Raw genomic sequence first — 20267 nt, 5'->3', positions numbered from 1 at the left:
AGCTTGTTGGATTGTTAATAGTGAACATTTTGAAATAAAATTTGTATAATAACATAATTATTGCTAACTTTTTTCTGTATTTTTTATTTTATTACATATTTATATAATATTGTTTTTATAATTATTAAAATGATAGCTTTTTCAAATGGATACCAAAAGTAAATGTACGGTTGTCTACGCAGATGATGCGCTGATTCATCATGTGTTGATGCGAGCTATGGCTCAATCTCATTTATTGGATTTGGTTTATTGTGCTTCCAATGGTAGGGATTTAATCGACTACCTCGATGAAAACGAGCACGAACTTCCTGAAATATGTATATTAGATCTGCATATGCCTGTATTAAACGGGATAGAAACGGCAAAAATCATACGGGAGCGGTTTCCCGCTATTCGAATATTTGGGCTGACATCAAGTAGTGATGAGAATGAACGGATGGAATTGTTGGACGCTGGCGCAGAAGAGATTTTTTCGAAAGAGCAGATACCGCTATTAATGAAGCAACTTGCTCCCAAAGCATAGAAAAATAGTTATAAAGAAAAAGCCTAACATCCGTTAGGCTTTTTCTTTATTTTCTAAAGCATCCTTAAATTTTAAAAGTCTAATCCAGGATGGACATTTGCTTAGATCTTTTTTCCATAATCCAACATNNCAACATGGATAAAACTTGTGCTCAAGAAACGTTGTACGTCGAAGACCTGCATATCTTGCTGTATTTCTAACGATTCGGGCAAGTCTTTGGATTGAAAATATTGTTGTAATTCTTCTGGAGTCATACCACAAAAATAGCGTTTTAAATCCTTATCTCCAACCTCCTCCGAGTGCCCGGTACAGATCCACAAATGCATCTAAATGCTGTTGCCTTAACTCGACCAGATCGAGGTCACTGTTTAAGGCATTGCTTTGCGCTGTAATCACCTCTAAATATGTGGCGTAACCACTTTTAAAGAGTAAACCCGCATTTTTGACGGCAAGATGTGCATTATCGACTCTTTCTTTGGCCAAAGACAATTGCTCCCGTTGCTTGTCGACCGTGACCACAGCATTAGAGACTTCGGCTACAGCTTCCACGACCTTTTGTTGCAATTGGATTTCGGCTTTATCACGTTCCAATTTAGCGACCTCATACTGTGTTTTCAAGGTTTTGTTTTTGAAAATAGGTGTGGTCAAATTCCCGGTTATTCCACCGAGCAATGCCCCTGGTATATTGAACCAATTTTTGGGGAGCATACTATTTACGCCTAATACGCCGCCCACGGTCAATGAAGGATAACGCATGGCCTGTTGGATATTGGCATTCGCATTGGCTGCCATCAATTGAAATTCAGATGATCGGATATCTGGTCTATTGCGCACAATTTCGATCGGGGAACCGAGGGAGATGTCTTTGCTTTCCGCGAAGAGATGCTCGTAAGAAGTACCTCTTTTGATGCTGTCGGGTAATTTTCCAGTAAGTGTCTGAAGCGCATTTTCCTGGATGACAATTTCCTTTTCGATTTCGGGAACAAGGGATGCCGCCAATAGGCGCTGTGATTGTGTTTGTTGGATCGCCAAGGCGGTGATCTCACCCGCTTCATATTGGAGCTTGATCATACGCAGTGTACTATCGTTTAACTGAACGTTGCGTTTGGCAACCTCGATCTTGGCATCGAGCATCAAGAGATTGAAGTAACCTTTTGCGACAGCAGTTATGATAGAGGTCTGTATGGCATTTTTTGCCTCCTGTGTATCCAAATACTCGGCTAATAGCTGCTCCTGTTTGCTACCTATTTTCTTCCAGATATCTATTTCCCAGCTAAAACTAATATCGGAACCAAACATAGATTGATACACGAACATATTTTGCGGTGCTGTTTCACCTTTGCGATCATAATATTTGGTCAGGGGACCACTACCAAAGTCTTTCGATCGCCAGGTACGGTTTCCATTGGCAATTGTCGCATTTACACTCGGCAGATAATTGGCTTTGTTCTGCGCCAAAACTCGGGTTGAAATCTGCAGGTTGAGCAATGCTGTCTTCATCTCAAAATTATTCGCTAAGGCAGAATCAATCAATAGTTTCAAGGTAGGATCGTGAAAGAAGGATTTCCAATGGATCAGTCCCATACTGGAGGTGTCTCCGAAGTAATCCAACGTATCGCCACGAAAGTTTTCGGGAAGTTTGAGTTTGGGCTGAACATAATCTTTGCCGATCTTACAGGCATTCATCAGGCCTAAGAGACCAATGATGATCGATATTCCCGAAAGGTATTTTTTTATGTTTTTCATTATTCTTCCTCTTCTTTAGCTAGTTTATCATGTAGTTTTTCATCCAGGCTTTTGAATACGACAAAGAGTACAGGGATGATAAAGATGCCGAAGGCTACACCAAAGAGCATGCCGCCGGCGGCGCTGAAACTGATCGAATGGTTACCGATCGCCGACGGGCCAACCGTCCACATCAGGGGTACTAGGCCAGCAACAAAGGCTAAACTGGTCATCAAGATTGGCCGTAACCTCAGTTTGGAGCCGTTAATGGCAGCTTCGACGATACTTTTACCATTTTTGCGTTCCTGAACGGCAAATTCAACAATGAGGATTGCGTTTTTAGCCAGCAGACCGATCAGCATGATCAAACCAACCTGTACATAGATGTTATTCTGTAAGCCGACAAGATTGATCACTGAAAAAACACCGATCAGGCCAACAGGTATGGACAGCAAAACCGCCCAGGGTAGGATATAGCTTTCATACTGTGCCGAAAGCAAAAAGTAAACAAATAAGATACTCAAAACAAAGATCAGAATGGTCTGAGATCCCGATTGGCTCTCTTCGTAACTCATTCCCGTCCATTCAAAGCCATAATTTCCGGGTAACTTTTCGTCCGCCAGCTTTTGGATGGCCTGCATGGCATCGTCGGTACTGTAGCCCTCGGCCGGTGTGATATTGACCGCAATGGCGTTGTATAGATTGTAACGGGTAATGGTTTCAGGACCGACGGTTTTTTCTAATGTCAAAATGGTATTGATGGGTACCATCTCGCCCTTGTTGTTCCGTACGAAAATTGAATTGAAAGACTCCGGATCTTTCCGGAAATCAAAATCGGACTGCACGTATACACGGTATTGCCGGCCAAAGCGATTGAAGTCACTGGCCTGTACACGCGCAAAGTAGGAACGGATCGTAGACATCAGATCTTTGATTTCAACACCGAGTGATTTCGCTTTTACGGCATCAATGTTTACCTCGTATTGTGGGAAATTGGATTTAAAACTGGTGTAGGCACTACGGATTTCAGGACGGGTATTCAGCTGGCTGATAAAAGTATCGGCAATAGTGTTAAAATCCCTGACGTCTCCACCCATACGGTCCTGAAGAACCATTTCAATACCCGCAAAATCACCAAATCCTTGTACTGTTGGTCTCGGGAATACTGTAAATGTAGCCTCATTTATCTGTGCCAGGTCGTTTCTTATGGTGTCCATAAAAGCATTGATATTTTTAATGTGCTTGCGTTTGGCATGCGGTTTAAGGGTAATGTAACCTGCAGCAAAGGCAGGACTTGAACTACCGTCCAGTGCATTGAAGCCAGATACTGTCGTCATGCCTTCGATATCTTTTCTCTTTTTCAGTAGACTATCAGCACGACGAAGTACTTCTGTCGTGCGGCTTAACGAAGCCCCTGGAGGCAGTGCGATGTTATAGGTGATAAAACCGTCATCTTCGGTTGGGATAAAACTCTTCGGCGTTCTGATCATCAAAATGACACCGATCGCAGTAATCAATATTAGGCCTATCCAGGCTATTTTTTTATGATTGATCAACAACTGTACAATGGTTACGTATCGGGCCGTCAGCCGATCAAAAGACGTATTGAATGCCTTAAAGAAACGATCTTTGAACTGGTTGATTCTTGACTTTTGCTCGTCTTCTTTTTGATGCTTTGGTGCCTTAAGTAATAGCGCGCATAAAGCAGGGCTCAATGTCAGGGCATTCAGCGCCGAAATCAAGATCGCTGTTGCCAGCGTGTACGCAAATTGCCGGTAAAAGATACCCGCAGGCCCTTCCATAAAACCGACCGGCAAAAATACCGCCGCCATGACCATAGTAATCGAGAGGATTGCACCCGTAATTTCTGACATGGTCGACAATGTTGCAGCTTTGGGTTTTAATCCCGTACTGTGCATCTTCTCATGGATAGCTTCCACAACAACAATTGCATCATCCACGACAATACCGATAGCCAGCACCAAGGCAAACATCGTCAATACATTGAGCGAGAAACCAAAGAGCTGCAGGAAAAAGAAGGTACCGATCAAAGAGACAGGTATGGCAATTGCTGGAATTAAGGTGGATCTAAAATCTTGTAAGAATATAAAAACAATGATAAAAACCAGAATAAAGGCTTCAAAGAGGGTATGTTCAACCTGATTGATGGATTCATCGATCTGGTCACGCACGGAATAAGTCACCTCATAATGTAATCCTTTTGGGAATGTCTTGGCTTGTTCTTCGAGCACTTTTCGAACGGCTATGTCGATATCGTGGGCATTGGAGCCACTGGTTTGGGTCAGATTGAGCGTTAGTCCGGGGTGACCGTTTACCTTATTGTCGCTACTGAGATTGGTGGCGCCAAATTCTACCCGCGCTACGTCTTTGAGGTAGAGGACCGACCCGTCGTTGTTTGTCTTGATGACGATGCTTTGAAATTCTTCGGGTGTCGTAAAACGTCCTTTATGCCGAATGACGGTTTCAAATGCCTCGTCGGAAGTCTCCCCAAATTTCCCTGGGGCAATCTCAAAGTTTTGATCTTTGATGGCATTCATAATGTCCTGAGGAACCAGATTATAAAGGGCCAGTTTTTCAGGATTCAGCCAGAGTCGCATGGCATAATCCCTTGCACCGAGCCGGGATACCTGTGCGACACCGTCTACACGTAATAGGGGCCGCATCAGGTTGATTTGGGCGTAGGCCTGCAGAAAGGTCTCGTCATAGGCTTTATCCTGATGATCTGAATAAAGGTTGATGGTCATGATGACTCCCGTCTGACGTGGCATAACGGTAATTCCGGCCTCGTTTACTTCAGCAGGAATAGAACTGATGGCCTTTGAGATACGGGTCTGCACGTTGACCGAAGCAATGTCCGGATTTGTGCCGGTCTTAAAATAGACAGAAACGCTTCCCGAACCTGAATTGGAGGCAGACGATTTAATATAGGTCATATCTTCGACACCATTAATGGCCTCTTCGATGGGAAGCAGTACACTTTTTGCCACGGTCTCCGCATTGGCACCGGGATAACTCAGTGATACAAGGACACTCGGTGGTGCGATTTCGGGAAATCGGGAGACAGGAAGCAATTTTAATCCCACCAAGCCCAATATGACTAAAATAATAGAAATGACTGTCGCTAAGACAGGTCTATTTATAAAGGTTTTTAACATATATAAGAATTTTAGACATACCTCAGGCAGACCTGAAAAAGGATTGCCGTAAATACGTAAAAACGTGCGCTAATTATTTTTGTGGAATAGGGGCTACGGTTGAGCCATCTGTTAGTTTGTCAAATCCGCTGGTAATGACACGGTCGTTTTCCTTGAGACCGGAGTATACAATGTAATTGCCCTTACTTTTACCGGAAAGCTGGATATTGCGGCGTTGCGCTTTATTATTTTGATCCAATATGTAAACAAAGGTTTTATCCTGCAATTCATTAATCGCAATCTGCGGGATCTGGAGTACATCTTTTTTTACTTCGGCAATTTTTAATGTACCGCTGCTTCCCGAACGTAGGATGTTATCCCGGTTTTGAAAAGTCGCACGTAAAGAGATCGCACCTGTGGTTCTGTTGATCTGTCCATTGACAGCGTCAACAACTCCTTTGATAGGGTATTCTTCGCCATCGGCGAGAACGAGTGTAACCTGGGGAAATACCAGTTTTTGGTTTTGGTTATATTTCTTACCTTCAATGCTGTCTTTTTTTGCCTGTGCCTTTGAAAAGTATAGGAAGTCGGATTCATTCATGGAGAAATAAACATAGACTTCCTGGATATCGGAAAGGTAGGTGAGGGGTTCCTTGTCACCTTTGGAAACCAAATTACCGATACGTTTTGGAATACGTCCGATATAACCGCTTACAGGTGCGGTGATAATGGTAAAGTCTTTGCTGATCTGTGCCGAACGTACAGCAGCAATGGCCTGATCCAGGGTGGCCTTGGCGACCTGATAGTCAGATTTGGCGGAGGCCAGCTTTACATCTGAAATGACATCATTTTGAACCAATGGTTTCAAACGGTCCACTTCGAGTTGCGCATTTTTAAGTTTAGCCCGTGCAACCTGCTCCGTTGCTACCATATTGTTTAGGTTTTCTTGATAAGTAGAAGGGTCTACTTTGAATAGCTTTTGTCCTTTTTGCACAAAAGAACCTTCGTCAACATAGATTTCCTGTAGTAAACCTTCAACCTGGGGTCTCACTTCAACATTCACTTTTCCTTCAATGGTACCTAAATAATCCTTGATTGTGGTAGCATCTGACTTGACAACAGTGTAAACTGGTAGGGCTACAGGCTTTTCTTTGGTATTATTTTCTTTGGAAGAACTTGAAGAACAACTTACCTGGGTGGTTAAGACTGAACAAATCAATAAGGAGACGCTGAAAATAGATAATGTTTTTTTCTTCACAATGCTTGATTAAATTTATGATATATGTGCTATTTGTAATATTACTATTACAAGTTATAACGCCAAATAGTTTAATTATTGTGCAAATTAACATTTGTTAACGTTTCAATTTATAGTTAATAACAGATCAGTTAATAATCAAGTAGGGTGTTTATTCGTTTTAAGTTGCTGTTTTTCAGCGCGTATTGGTCGGCGGCATAATTATTATATTGCGAGCGGTAAATTGATCTTGCTACTGATCATTCGACTTTGACAGCAGGGGATCGAGGAATGAGCCCGATATCGAGCTCATTATTTTAATCGTCAATGTTTAGTCTTTTCCGATTTTCAGGATGTTTTTGGAGACCGAACTCCTTATCCTTTGGGAAAATCTATTTGCAGTCCTTTTTCTTTATAATGAAACGCTTAAAATTTAAGGTGTTTCACAGTCAGTCCGTTATTAATAAGCTGTTTCAGGGCGTCAATACCTATACTGATATGTGCCTCGACATACTTAGCTGTGACCGTGACGTCGCTGACAGATGTTTTGACTCCTTCAGGAACCATCGGCTGGTCAGAAACCAACAGTAAAGCGCCTGTTGGAATTTTGTTGGCAAAACCGACACTGAATATGGTTGCTGTTTCCATATCGACGCACATGACACGGATAGACTTCAGGTATTTTTTGAACGCTTTGTCATGCTCCCAGACGCGTCTATTGGTGGTGTATACGGTTCCTGTCCAATAATCGCGTTGATGATCACGGATTGTCGTGGATATCGCTTTTTGCATGGCAAACGCGGGTAATGAAGGTACCTCAGGCGGAAAGTAATCATTCGATGTTCCTTCACCACGGATAGCAGCGATTGGTAATATCAGCTCGCCTATCGGAATCTTTTTCTTAATCCCACCGGTTTTGCCCAGAAATAGGACTGCCTTAGGGCTGATTGCAGATAAAAGATCCATAACTGTTGCTGCCATCGGACTACCCATTCCAAAATTGATAATGGTAATACCTCCAGCAGTGACGGATTGCATGGGTTTGTCCTCGCCATAGATCGGAGCATTGTCATGCATTTCCGAAAACAGGTGGATATATTTTGAAAAATTTGTCAATAGGATATATTCTCCAAACTCTTCCAACGGTCTTCCGGTATAACGCGGAAGCCAGTTGTTTACGATTTCCTCTTTGGTTTTTAAACCTGGCGTTATTGGGCTATTTACTGTATTTTTTGTACTTTTCTTTGTCATAGTCATTAAATTTTAATTTCACGAATCTCTTATCTGTCTGTCAACATTCCGTTATGGCTATGTTATTATTGTAATATAAGATTTTTAATTCTTTTTATTATGATGCTTTGGCTTGTTTTAAGCGCTTTTTATTCACGGATTTCACTATGGATAGGGGCGTTATTAAATTCAGTGACGAGGTTAACTAGTTAAAAAAAAATCCCGTTCAGCGAACGGGATTCTTTTTAAGCGACTTTAAGCTTTTTCAGATCGGATTTTTCGAATTTCTTCTTTGCATAGTCCAAGCTGATTTCCAAACTTTTCTGTCCCGTTTGTTCTTTCGTTGATGGCATTTCAAACATGGCATCCAGCATGATTGCTTCGCAGATACTTCGCAGCCCCCGGGCCCCAAGTTTAAATTCATCCGCTTTATCTACAATAAAAGTATATACTTCGGGATCAAATTTCAGTTCAACACCTTCGTACTCAAATAACTTTTTGTATTGTTTGACCAAAGCATTTTTTGGATCTGTTAAAATACTCAACAAGGTTTCCTTATCCAATGGATTTAAGTAAGTCAACACTGGAAGACGCCCGATCAACTCAGGGATCAATCCAAAGTTTTTGAGATCTTGAGGTGTAATATACTTGTAAAGATTGTTCAAGTCGATTTCCTCTTCATCTTCATTCATCTTATAACCTACAGTTTGTGTACGCAGACGGTTTGCAATTTTCTTTTGGATTCCGTCGAATGCACCACCACAGATAAATAGAATGTTGCTGGTATTGACAGCGATCATCTTTTGGTCTGGATGTTTACGTCCGCCTTGCGGTGGAACATTGACAACCGTACCTTCTAAAATCTTTAACAATGCCTGTTGGACCCCTTCACCTGAGACATCTCTTGTGATGGAGGGGTTATCGCTCTTACGTGCGATTTTATCAATTTCATCGATATAGATGATACCACGTTCTGCTGATGCAACATCATAATCTGCGGCCTGAAGCAAGCGCGTCAAAATACTTTCCACGTCTTCTCCTACGTATCCCGCCTCAGTTAGTACAGTGGCATCAACGATACAGAAAGGTACGTTCAATATTTTGGCAACGGTCTTTGCCAATAATGTTTTACCTGTACCCGTCTCACCAACGATAATCAAATTGGATTTTTCGATTTCAATTTCATCTTTATCCACTTTTTGGTTCAGACGTTTATAGTGATTATAAACAGCTACTGAAATTACTTTCTTTGCGTCATCTTGACCGATCACATACTGATCCAGGTGAGTTTTGATCTCTTGGGGACGTATTAATTTTAAAGCGGTCTGTAATGTCTTGCTTTTTCGTTGTTTTAATTCTTCTGCCAGAATCTCTCCTGCCTGTTGGATACATCTGTCACAGATGTGTGCTCCATTTCCAGCAATGAGCATCTGAGCTTCATTTTTGCTTATTCCACAAAACGAACAATGAATGTCTCTATCGTTATTCTTCGCCATCGTTATTTAATAATCTCCTTCTTAGGAAGTAAAATCTCATCAATCATACCAAATTCTTTGGCCTCGTTGGCTCTCATCCAGTAGTCACGATCAGAAGATTTTTCCACCCACTCATAGGTTTGTCCGGAGTGTTCTGAAATAATGGTATATAATTCTTCCTTTAATTTTAACATTTCACGTAAATTGATCTCCATATCTGCGGCAACTCCCTGCGCGCCGCCAGATGGTTGGTGAATCATTACACGTGAGTGACGTAAAGCAGCACGTTTTCCTTTTGCTCCCGCTACAAGTAGGACAGCGCCCATAGATGCTGCAATACCAGTACAGATTGTCGCTACGTCCGGTGTGATGTACTGCATGGTATCGTAGATACCCAAGCCTGCGTAAACACTTCCACCCGGTGAATTGATGTAGATCTGGATGTCACGCTGTGCATCAGTGGACTGTAAAAACAACAATTGTGCCTGAATAATATTTGCGACCTGGTCATCTATACCGCTACCTAAAAATATAATACGGTCCATCATTAAACGTGAAAACACATCCATCTGTGCAACGTTCAATTGACGCTCCTCAACGATGTATGGCGTAAGATTTGTCGGAATGCTAGTCTCTGTACGGGCAATAAAACTGTCAACATGTTGACTTCCAATGCGGTGATGCTTTACTGCATATTTTCTGAATTCGTTTTTATCTATATTCATCTTTTTATTTTTTCTATTCTGTAGGACTAATATAAAACTATATTTTAAAAATCAAATAAAGTGAAAAGATGTTTTACATCTACTTTACATTTTTTTGATATGGTCTCTTTCAGCAAAGAAAGGCGTTTTATTAATAGGGCTTATGCTTTATCCATTTCACTTAGAAGTCCTTAGCCGATTTCAGCATAATCTGGAAGCTCTTCTATAAATTGATAAGACTCGTTGTCAAAGTCAACTTTGCAATAATAATGATTTATGCCATTGCTCACCAGTAAGTATGGGATACGATGCACCGAATTATAATTGGCGATCTGTTCGAATACTTTTTGTGTGATCTTGATATGTGGTGCTTTGAATTCGGCCAAAACCACCTTATGTCCTTTACTGTTATAAATCAATAAATCACTCCGTCGCTGAAGACTGTTTAGTTTTAACCCGCCTTCGATATTCATCAGTGACTTGGGATAATTTTTGATCAATGCCAAATAATTTATCCAATGTTGTCTGACCCATTCCTCCGGCGTCAATACCAGCTCTTTTTTTCGCAGCTCGTCAAAAATATAAACCGCATTATTCTTTTTGGATATTTTAGCTTTGAATGGTGGCAAATTGAGCGGTGTCGGTGAAAACATACACAAATATACTAAAATTTTAGCAAAAAAAGGGAAATCATAAGATTCCCCAAGCGGTTTTTTTCGTCTTTATAATTGCTTCTTTTAATCAATTGGTTAGATCTCTTTTACCGAAATAGATCAAACGTCGGGATGAATTCTGATCGGTTTACTGATGTAGATTTGACGGTAAAATCGTAATTTCGCTTACATGAACATAAATCCGATCTTATCCGATATCAAGAACAGATCTTTTAAGCCGGTCTATCTGCTACAGGGGGAGGAAAGTTATTTTATTGATACCATCGCAGATGCACTGGAATCGACAGTGCTGAATGAGGCGCAAAAAGGCTTTGATCAATCTGTTTTTTACGGCAAGGATATCGATATTTCCACAGTGGTCAATGCCGCCAAACGATATCCTATGATGAGCGATTATCAGGTGATTATTGTAAAGGAAGCCCAGGAACTCAAATGGAAATCGGATACGGAGGAGCTGTTGACGAAATATCTGGAACATCTGACACCAACAACTATCTTGGTATTTTGCTATAAGCATGGCAAATTCGATAAGCGAAAGAAAATATACAAGGTGTTTGAGAAGGCTGGATTGGTGATCGATGCGGCTAAATTATACGATGATAAAGTTGCGCCTTGGATCGGCGGATATCTTAAAGATGCCGGCTGGCGAATACATCCGCAGGCAGCGGCTTTAATCGCGGATTATCTCGGCAATGATCTGGCCAAGGTATCCAATGAATTGGATAAACTGATGCTGAATGTTCCGAAAAGTCAGGAGATCAGCGTAGATGATGTGGAACATAACATCGGTATTTCAAAAGACTTTAATGTATTTGAACTCAACACCGCGCTCGCAAAGCGCAACGCCTTGAAAGCTTATCAGATTGTGGATTATTTTGTGGCAAACCCAAAGAATAACCCGCTGGTGATGGTGGTCGGACAGGTGGCCACTTATTTCACCAAAATACTAAAATACCATTATCTCATTGATAAATCCATTGCCGCGAAAGAATTGGGGGTGCATCCGTTTTTCTTGAAAGAGTATGAACTGGCTGCCCGAAATTACAACCGCCGAAAAACTTTTGATGTATTGAATGTCCTCAAAGAGACTGACCTCAAATCAAAGGGCGTCAATGTGCCCAGCAATTTCAATAGTGAGGAGATTCTCAAAGAAATGGTTTATAGGATCTTAAATTAGGAGCTGGCAAGTTCTTCAAGATTAATGTGTGCTCAGAAATTTGACGACCCGTTGTGGAATTTTTGCCTGCAGACCGCGTTTATTCATGAGTGCAACGTAGGTGCGGTAATCGTTGACAGCTTGCTTGAAAGAAGATTGCCCTCTTTTGAAAAACACATCGCCACGGTTTAAATAGGCAACCTCACGTTCAGGAAAACGCTCAATTACTTTATCTAAAAAAACTTGCGCCGCATCCAGCTGATTCGCCTGCTCCAGAAAATAACCGATCTCATTGGCCGAAAGGACATTTTTACCATGAATTGGCTTTGTATTATCAGGCTGGTCTTCGTCCAGACCATTTTCCATAAAATATTTTGCCGTATGCTCGTTAAAAACTTTAGGTAGCAGAAATAGGCTATTTTTAGGTATTTCTTTTAACGAGCGAAGGAGAGTAGCATAGTCTCCGGGCTTGTAGCTCAGAGCGATCCGCTGATTGCTTACCACTGTGGAATCATAAGATAAGGACTCAGCATCGTAGTCGTCTAGATAAACCTTGACGTTTTTAGAATAGGTCATATATTCGCTGCTGCTTGTACCTTCGTCATCCGATCCGGAATTATCTCGTTCAGCCAATTGCCAGCGTTTTGTCGCCGGTCTATAGACAAAACAATAACCCTCATTTCGACCATGCGCATTCGGCCCCCACGAAATCGAGATGCTTACGGTATCGCGGCTGGCATTTACGTTATAATAACTCATATTATTGCACGAAGCACAAAAGAACGCATTGTCATTCTTGAAGGACAGCTGGTAGTCATTTCCTTTTCTCGCGTAAAATGCCAATCCAACCCTGATGTAATTTTCAGCTTCAAAGCTCTGATAAAATTCATGCTTGAAATTAAGTGTATCAGCTTTTCTGTAAGCAACAAAAACTCCTGCAGGTGTTTTGCTCGTATTTAGCTGGCTCAGCTGTACCGTATCTGTATTAAAATACGCAGCGAAATTGTCCGCTGAAACAGCGCCTATTAGCCTTATATGCCGGGGCTGTGCTGCTGAAAGCAGCGATAGGCTCATGAATAGTGTAAAAAGATAAATTTTCAATCAAATGCTGTTTTATGTTGAATACTGGTATTGCTGTATGTAATTGGCATTTCAATCCGCAGTATGCTTAGAAAACACTTTGGGATAGAAATTACTCGAATTTACATTAATCTGAAAAAAAAGACAAAAAATATTTTGTAGTCAAATAACTACATGTATATTTGTAGTCAAATAGCTACACGTAGTGAAGCCTTGTTATTTATGAATCGCCGGTTTAGGTTGTGGTTTTGTAATGCATTGCATAATAAATAGTTGGTGGAGCTGTAGCTGTAAAAACGGGAGTTGCTGAAAATCCAGAAGAGGAGGCAAAATTATATAATCAATGAATCAAGGAATTAAAACAGTGCGCTATCCGGTGCAAGATATGGCACAATCGAAAGCGTTATTCGCAAAATTATTGGATGTAGAATCCGATTTGGATAGTCCATATTATATGGGGGTCAAAGTCGATCATCAGGATATTGGTTTGGCTAATTTTAAATACTATTTAAACAATAAAAATAATGATGAAAAAGAGAGATAAAATAATCTATTGGGTCGCAACGGCATGGTTGTCTTTGGGATTGATGTCTACCGCTATCATACAGGTCTTTAGTATCAAAACTGAGGGTGCTGGTGGCGTACAAAATGTAGATCATTTGGGCTATCCCCACTATATACTACCGCTGCTTGGTCTCTGGAAGATTTTGGCTGTCATCGCCCTGCTGTCACCAAAGAGGCCGCTATTGAAGGAATGGGCTTATGCTGGTATTTTCTTTACGGCAACTGGAGCATTGTATTCTCATCTTATGGTAGGGGATGCTTTTGGTTTAATGGCTCCAGCTTTGCTTTATTTGGTTCTAATTGCGGTATCCTGGTATTTTAGACCTGCCGAAAAAAAACTTGGATAGCCTTTAGCCTGATCTGTCGTCTTTTTGTTTGATGGATGAATTGGGTGACCAGTTTATCGTATTTTTTTGTTGTAACAACGGTACAAAAACCATTTAAAGATCCTTTAAATGGTTTTTGTGTTTACGGGGTGTCTTGCTGTAAATTACTTTATTGTGGTCATTTAGCTTTTTTGTGTAGCATATTCTGCTGTATTTTTTGACATAAATTTAATAATTAAACACTTGTTTAAATTAAACGTTTGTTTAACTTTGTCCCGCATTTAACAAAAGACGATTTTATCTGTTGGATAACAGGTGGAATTAGCTATAAAAAGTTAAGGGTTTTTACATGGAATTTAACGATAAACAAATAGATATCCTCCTTGCAGCTGAGCGACTTTTTGCGACAAAAGGTTTTGATGGAACTTCCGTGCGCGATATTGCACATGAAGCAAATGTTAATGTGGCTATGATCAACTATTATTTTGGCTCAAAAGATAAGCTACTGGATACCTTTTTTGAATGGCGCGTTCCAGATTTCATGATCAATGTGGATGAACTCTCAGTAGTCGGCAATGCGCTTGACAAAATTGACGTGATGGTGGACAGGTATGTTAAATCGATGAGCTCTCATCGGAAACTCTATCGTGTTATTGCAATTGAAAGTACCTTAAAGCAGCGGATGCTGATTTCGGATGCTTTCAAAAGATTAAAAATTCACAATTTGGAGGTCATTGCATCCATTATTAATGGTGGTATAGCAGACGGGGTATTCAAAGCGGGTAATGATCCTATTTTGATTCATTCCATGATGATGGGGACGTTTATGAACTTTCAGATGAATCAGGTCTTTTTACAGGATCAATTAGGAATAGCCGATGACGAAGGTTATGGCCAATATATAGAAACAACGTTAACAGAATTCATACAGAAAACAATTAAAGCTTTATTGACATATGAAAAATAAGTTGGCCAATTTAAGTGCTTTATTGCTTTTAAGTCCTTTGGGTTTGCTGGCGCAAGACAACAAACACTTGACTTTGGAAGAAATAATTCACATGGCTGCAAACCAAAGTGTGGAAGCGAAAACTGCCGATACCAAAATATTGGGAAGACAGCTTGAGGTCGAAAGTGCCAAATCGAAACAGCTTCCTGATGCAAAATTGAGCGGGCAATATATGGCGATGACCACGCCGAATGTTAATCTAAAGTTGGCACTGGGTGAAGGGGGCTCCGCACCGGATATCGCTGCAAATCAATTGTGGTTGGGACAGGCTTCTGTGAGTATGCCAATCTATACAGGTGGGCGGATCAAAGGGGGAATTGATATTGCAAAAGATGTGCTAAAAGCCGAAGAATGGAACGCTGTTGCTAGTAAAGAACAATTGGCTATCCGTGCAGTAAATCTCTATCTGAGCTTATATAAGGCGCAGCAAACCAATTTGTTGATTGCTGAAAATATTAAGCAGTCTGAGCAACGGGTTTCAGATTTCAAAGCGATGTTGGACAATGGTTTGATCGCGCGGAACGACCTGTTAAAAGCGGAATTGCAGCTATCAAACTATCAGGTATCGCTTCAGGAAGCGCAGAAAAATATTAAGGTACTCAATTATCAACTGGCTAATTTTCTGAAAATTGACGAAGATACGCAGTTGGATCAGATCAATTTAGGTGAAGTGAATGGGCTAGATTTAGGTTTGAAGGCGTCTTACGAAACTGCCAAGACCGTACGTTCTGATGTGAAGTCCATGGAGTCTCAGCGCTTGGTTGCGGAGGATCAGTTAAAAGTGACAAAAGCGGCTACATTGCCTACAGTTTCGGCAACCGCTGGTTACAATGCTTTTGGTCTACAGAAAGTCGTTACGGTAACGAACGCTGCCATGGTAGGTGTTGGAATATCTTATGATATAGGTTCTTTGTATAAGAATAAGAGAGAGGTGAATGTCGTTAAGAACCGGATCAAGCAAATTGATGAGAACCTAGAACTGCTCAATGACCGGGTAAAAGTTCAGGTGCAACAGGCGAATGAAAGCTATATGCTGGCACAAAAACAAGATGTGGTGTACCGTCAGGCATTAGATCAGGCCGTTGAAAATTACCGTATCACAAAAGATAAGTATGATAATGGCATTGCGGATACGGATGATTTATTGACAGCAGATGTTCAACAGCTTCAGAGCAAAATAAATCTGGCAATCAGCAAAGCAAATACAATTGAAAAATACTATGACTTACTGTTGGCAAATGGGTCATTAAATATTAAATAGCAATTAATCTAGACATGGAAAATACAGTAGAAAACGCACCTGAAAAAAAAGGTACAAATAAAAAATTCACAATTATTCTGGCCGCTTTGGTCATCTTCGGTGGGGCTTACGGAGGTTATAAATATTTGCACGGTCAAGCGCATGAGACCACTGACGATGCGCAGGTTGAGAAGAATATGAGTCCGATTATCCCGCGTGTGGGTGGATTTATTTCCAAGGTTTACGTCAAGGACAATGATTTGGTGAAAAAAGGGGATACTTTGTTTACGATTGAAAGCCAAGATTATCAGGTCCGTGTGGACGAAGCGGAAGCGGCATTGGCTGCTGCTGAAAGTAGCTTTGATGTATCAAAGGCGGATGTTTCGGCATCTTCTGCTAATGTAGCGATCTCAGACGCAACGATTCAATCAAATTTAGGAAGCATTGAGGCAGCACGTATCCGTGCGAAACAAGCGAACAACGACTATATCCGTTACCAAAATCTATATAATAATCAGTCCATCACAAAGCAGCAATATGAGCAGGCTTTAACGACTAAATTAGAAGCGGATAAACAAGTGGAAATCTTACAACAACAGCGCAACGCCAGCGCTTCACAACGGAATGCTATCGTAAGTAAGACTACCGTAGCTTCTAAACAGACATCTGTTGCTGAGGCGAATATAAAGCGGGCAAAGGCGCAATTAGAGGCTGCAAAATTAAATCTGTCTTATACTGCTGTGCTAGCCTCTGTTGATGGTCAGGTATCGAATATCAAGGTGCAGCCCGGTCAGATGATCAACCCGGGGCAGTCTTTATTTTATATTGTTGATAATATTGAAACTTGGGTGGTTGCGAATTTCAAAGAGACACAATTGCAAAAAATGAAACCCGGTCAAAAAGTAGGTATTAAGGTAGATGCTTATCCAAATATCGAATTTGAAGGTGAGGTCAATTCCTTTTCTCCGGCGACTGGGTCACGTTTCTCTTTATTGCCTCCGGACAATGCAACTGGTAACTTTGTAAAAACAGTACAACGCCTGCCGGTAAAAATCAAATTGACAAAAGATAATAAAGCTGAAAACGTTGCTTTGCTCAGACCGGGCATGAATGCTGACGTAGATGTGCATGTTCAATAACTATGGAAAATTTAAATCAACAAGATAGTCTGGTTGAATATGGTTTTCGACGCGTAGTCATCACGATTACAGCCGTGCTATGTGCCTTGCTGGAAATCGTGGATACAACGATTGTGAATGTGGCCTTAAACGATATGAAAGGATCGTTAGGGGCAACATTGACAGACGTGGCCTGGGTTATTACGGCTTATGCCATTGCTAACGTAATTGTGATTCCGATGACGAGTTGGTTGTCCCAACAGTTTGGAAGACGTAATTACTTTGCAGCGTCAATTGTCATATTTACAATATCTTCATTTTTATGTGGAAACGCGACCAATATCTGGGAGCTTGTCGCATTCCGCTTCCTGCAAGGAATGGGTGGGGGCGCTTTACTAGTGACCGCACAGACCATTATCACAGAAAGTTACCCCAAAGAGAAACGTAGTATGGCACAGGCTATTTACGGTATGGGGGTTATTATTGGACCTACATTGGGCCCGCCTCTGGGTGGTTATATCATAGACAATTTCTCCTGGCCTTATATTTTTTACATCAATGTACCATTGGGAATTATAGCTACTTTGCTGACCTTGTCCTTTGTGCGTAGTCCGAAATATAGCCAAAAGCAATCGGCAAAAGAGGTGGATTGGTTCGGCGTGATATTTTTAATTATGTTTATTGGTTCACTGCAGTTTGTACTGGAACATGGTCAACAGGATGATTGGTTTGATGACCCGCTAATCTTAGGTCTGTCCATATTATCTGTATTCGGACTATTGTTCTTTATCTGGCGGGAGCTGGTATATGACAAACCCATAGTTAACCTGAGGGTATTGCGTGATAAGAATTTACAGGTAGGGGTGGTAATGAGTTTTATCCTCGGTTTCGGCTTATTTGGATCGACCTTTATTATCCCGATTTACACGCAATCGATATTGGGTTGGACGGCAACGGATGCAGGTCTATTGCTATTGCCAAGTTCGATTATGACCGGGATTATGATGCCATTTATTGGAAAAATGATCCAGAATGGTGTACCGCAGAAGTATATGGTTGCAGTTGGATTGAGCATCTTCTTTGGGTTTTGTTTTTGGATGTATAGTCTAATGACAAACGATACTGGATCTGAACATATGTTTTGGCCGCTTATCCTTCGTGGGGTAGGTTTGGGTTTGCTATTTGTTCCTGTAATGACTTTATCCCTGTCTACCCTCCATGGTAAATCCATCGGTGAGGGAGCGGCATTTACGGGTATGATGCGTCAGCTGGGTGGTTCATTTGGTATTGCACTGATCACAACTTTTATCGCGCGTGACTCTCAAAAGCACCGTGTTGACTTAGTTGCTAATCTGGATCCGAGTAAGTTTGAGGTACAGCAACGTGTACAGCAGCTGCAGATGAGCTTTCAGGCGAAAGGCTTTGCTTCAAATGAGGCATTGGCCAAAGCGCACCAAATACTGGACATGAATGTCATGAAGCAGGCAACTGTACTCTCTTACATGGATGTATTCCTCTATTTGGGGGTTGTATTTTTGATCTGTGTACCTTTTGTACTGATGATCAAACAGGGCAAGACGCAGATCGACATGTCAAGTGTGCACTAACCGCTGTGTGGATTAGAAGCCATCGGCGCAAAATTTTATATCGTTTTATTGGCCCTCAAAAGGAATTTCACTTTTTGGGGGCTTTTTTATTTCCAGAAAGGCATAAAATAAAAACCTGATTTGGAATTGATTGTTAAATAATAAAATATTTTTTGAGATTATACGTCTATAAACTAGTCGTTACAAAGAAGTTATTAGTTCAAAAGAAGCGCCGCATGTATACAGGAAGACTTAATTTTTTAGCTTTTATTATCCCTTTGTTTTTAGTGTTGATGTTATGTGAATATTGGTATAGTCTGAAGAAACAAAAGCGATATTATACATTTGATGAATCAATCTCGAATCTAAACGTTGGCATTGTTGAACGTATGTGCGATATGTTTTCTGTTAGCCTGTTCTATTTTTTTTTCGCGTGGGTCTACCAGAACTTTGCGATTTTCCATATCGAAGCCAACCTTTGGACCTGGATCATACTTTTTCTATTTACGGATTTTTTGTGGTATTGGTATCATCGATATAGTCATGAGATCAACCTACTTTGGGCGGCGCATGTGGTTCACCATCAAAGCGAAGACTATAATTTTACTGTCGCTGCAAGGATTACCATATTTCAGGCGGTATTTCGCTCCTTGTTCTGGGCTTTTATCCCACTTTTGGGATTTCCGCCTTTTATGATGACCACAATCTTATTGGTGCATGGGGTATATCCATTTTTCTCCCATACCCAAACGGTGGGTAATCTGGGGATTTTTGAAAAAATACTGGTCACTCCATCACATCATCGTGTACATCATAGCAGTAATGAGATTTATCTGGACAAGAACTATGGTGATATTTTGATCGTCTGGGATAAAATGTTCGGAACTTTTATTGCGGAACAAAGAGCGGAGCCTTGCGTCTATGGGTTGACCAAACCAATCCATCGGTATACTTTTCTTTGGCAACATTTTCACTATCTCTTTGAAATAGGGCTGTCCTTTAAGCGTGCGGTGGGATTTAAAAACAAAATGCGCACGATATTTGGCCGCCCTGATGATATACAACCTGAAATTCGGGAGGAATTGGAGCAGAAGATCTTTGCGGGAACCAAGTCTAGGGTTCATGGAAAAAATCTAAGCCGATATATTTTCTTCCAATCCATGTTAACGATGGGACTTCTGTTTTTCTTTTTGCTTTACGGCAATTACCAAAATAGTATACAGCTGTTGGTAGGCGGTCTCTTTATCCTGTGTAGTGTCATCTGTGTTGGTGGCTTGCTGGAGCATGAAAAATGGGTTTTTCCACTCGAAATGCTGCGGCTATTTCTGGTGTTGCTGTTTATAACAATTACTTTTTTTTCGTTTCCGGCACTCCTTGTTCTCTTTACAATTGCGCTGATGCAGCTCATCATTTATAGACCGATAAAATATCATTACGAACGAATTCTCCATTTGTCGAATGGCTAAAC

Annotated in this window: 18 protein-coding genes; 9 read left to right on the top strand and 9 right to left on the bottom strand. The window is 41.0% G+C overall.

The genetic code is table 11. The annotated features are described in order from the left end of the window. The first annotated feature begins 145 nt into the window (after window positions 1–145). Window positions 146–523, top strand: a complete 378-nt coding sequence (locus B4G94_RS07025; RefSeq protein ID WP_286857953.1) for a response regulator — start codon at window positions 146–148, stop codon at window positions 521–523. 101 nt (window positions 524–624) lie between these two features. Here B4G94_RS07025 and B4G94_RS28070 read toward each other — a convergent pair whose 3' ends face one another. The 8 genes from B4G94_RS28070 to B4G94_RS06990 all read right to left on the bottom strand — a co-directional run bounded on the left by B4G94_RS28070 (window position 625) and on the right by B4G94_RS06990 (window position 10702). Next, a complete protein-coding gene (locus tag B4G94_RS28070; RefSeq protein WP_414711816.1) occupies window positions 625–777 on the bottom strand; it encodes a DUF6965 family protein in 153 nt (50 codons plus the stop codon). A gap of 25 nt (window positions 778–802) precedes the next feature. Further along, complete coding sequence (locus B4G94_RS07020; RefSeq protein WP_286857951.1) at window positions 803–2269, bottom strand: efflux transporter outer membrane subunit; 1467 nt, start codon at window positions 2267–2269, stop codon at window positions 803–805. Next, window positions 2269–5424: an efflux RND transporter permease subunit gene (locus B4G94_RS07015; RefSeq protein WP_286857950.1), complete on the bottom strand. Its 3156-nt coding sequence runs from the start codon at window positions 5422–5424 to the stop codon at window positions 2269–2271. The genes B4G94_RS07020 and B4G94_RS07015 overlap by 1 nt, the downstream gene beginning before the upstream one ends. A gap of 73 nt (window positions 5425–5497) precedes the next feature. Beyond that, entirely contained in the window at window positions 5498–6661 is a 1164-nt protein-coding gene (locus B4G94_RS07010; RefSeq protein ID WP_241254976.1) for an efflux RND transporter periplasmic adaptor subunit, read from the bottom strand. 405 nt (window positions 6662–7066) lie between these two features. Beyond that, a complete protein-coding gene (locus B4G94_RS07005; RefSeq protein WP_108632187.1) occupies window positions 7067–7891 on the bottom strand; it encodes an AMP nucleosidase in 825 nt (274 codons plus the stop codon). A gap of 224 nt (window positions 7892–8115) precedes the next feature. After that, entirely contained in the window at window positions 8116–9366 is a 1251-nt protein-coding gene (gene clpX, locus B4G94_RS07000; protein WP_108632186.1) for an ATP-dependent Clp protease ATP-binding subunit ClpX, read from the bottom strand. Window positions 9367–9368: 2 nt separating this feature from the next. Beyond that, window positions 9369–10070 (bottom strand): ATP-dependent Clp endopeptidase proteolytic subunit ClpP, encoded by a 702-nt coding sequence (clpP, locus tag B4G94_RS06995; RefSeq protein ID WP_104382492.1) that lies wholly within the window; start codon window positions 10068–10070, stop codon window positions 9369–9371. Window positions 10071–10240: 170 nt separating this feature from the next. Then, entirely contained in the window at window positions 10241–10702 is a 462-nt protein-coding gene (locus B4G94_RS06990; RefSeq protein WP_108632185.1) for a type I restriction enzyme HsdR N-terminal domain-containing protein, read from the bottom strand. A 190-nt stretch (window positions 10703–10892) separates the two neighbouring features. Between B4G94_RS06990 and holA the strand changes: the two genes are divergently transcribed. Then, complete coding sequence (holA, locus tag B4G94_RS06985) at window positions 10893–11900, top strand: DNA polymerase III subunit delta (RefSeq protein WP_286857948.1); 1008 nt, start codon at window positions 10893–10895, stop codon at window positions 11898–11900. Window positions 11901–11921: 21 nt separating this feature from the next. Here holA and B4G94_RS06980 read toward each other — a convergent pair whose 3' ends face one another. Next, window positions 11922–12980 carry a hypothetical protein gene (locus B4G94_RS06980; protein ID WP_286857947.1) on the bottom strand — a complete coding sequence of 353 codons (1059 nt, stop codon included), beginning with the start codon at window positions 12978–12980 and terminating at the stop codon, window positions 11922–11924. Between the two features lie 322 nt (window positions 12981–13302). On the opposite strand from B4G94_RS06980, the gene B4G94_RS06975 reads away from it, so the two are divergent. The 7 genes from B4G94_RS06975 to B4G94_RS06945 all read left to right on the top strand — a co-directional run bounded on the left by B4G94_RS06975 (window position 13303) and on the right by B4G94_RS06945 (window position 20265). After that, window positions 13303–13503 carry a hypothetical protein gene (locus tag B4G94_RS06975; RefSeq protein WP_286857946.1) on the top strand — a complete coding sequence of 67 codons (201 nt, stop codon included), beginning with the start codon at window positions 13303–13305 and terminating at the stop codon, window positions 13501–13503. Beyond that, window positions 13484–13870: a DoxX family protein gene (locus B4G94_RS06970; RefSeq protein ID WP_245935762.1), complete on the top strand. Its 387-nt coding sequence runs from the start codon at window positions 13484–13486 to the stop codon at window positions 13868–13870. Before B4G94_RS06975 ends, B4G94_RS06970 begins: the two co-directional genes overlap by 20 nt. A gap of 328 nt (window positions 13871–14198) precedes the next feature. Next, a complete protein-coding gene (locus B4G94_RS06965) occupies window positions 14199–14816 on the top strand; it encodes a TetR/AcrR family transcriptional regulator (RefSeq protein WP_108632180.1) in 618 nt (205 codons plus the stop codon). Next, window positions 14806–16116 carry a TolC family protein gene (locus B4G94_RS06960; protein WP_108632179.1) on the top strand — a complete coding sequence of 437 codons (1311 nt, stop codon included), beginning with the start codon at window positions 14806–14808 and terminating at the stop codon, window positions 16114–16116. Before B4G94_RS06965 ends, B4G94_RS06960 begins: the two co-directional genes overlap by 11 nt. A gap of 14 nt (window positions 16117–16130) precedes the next feature. Further along, window positions 16131–17234, top strand: coding sequence for an HlyD family secretion protein (locus B4G94_RS06955; protein WP_165306376.1), 1104 nt, complete (start codon window positions 16131–16133; stop codon window positions 17232–17234). Between the two features lie 2 nt (window positions 17235–17236). Next, complete coding sequence (locus B4G94_RS06950) at window positions 17237–18820, top strand: MDR family MFS transporter (RefSeq protein ID WP_286857942.1); 1584 nt, start codon at window positions 17237–17239, stop codon at window positions 18818–18820. A gap of 215 nt (window positions 18821–19035) precedes the next feature. Further along, a complete protein-coding gene (locus tag B4G94_RS06945) occupies window positions 19036–20265 on the top strand; it encodes a sterol desaturase family protein (RefSeq protein WP_286857941.1) in 1230 nt (409 codons plus the stop codon). The last annotated feature ends 2 nt before the right edge of the window (window positions 20266–20267 follow it).

The organism is Sphingobacterium sp. UBA7625 (genome assembly GCF_002484085.1).
Taxonomy (GTDB): domain Bacteria; phylum Bacteroidota; class Bacteroidia; order Sphingobacteriales; family Sphingobacteriaceae; genus Sphingobacterium; species Sphingobacterium athyrii.
This window is presented reverse-complemented; position numbering and strand designations above follow the sequence as displayed.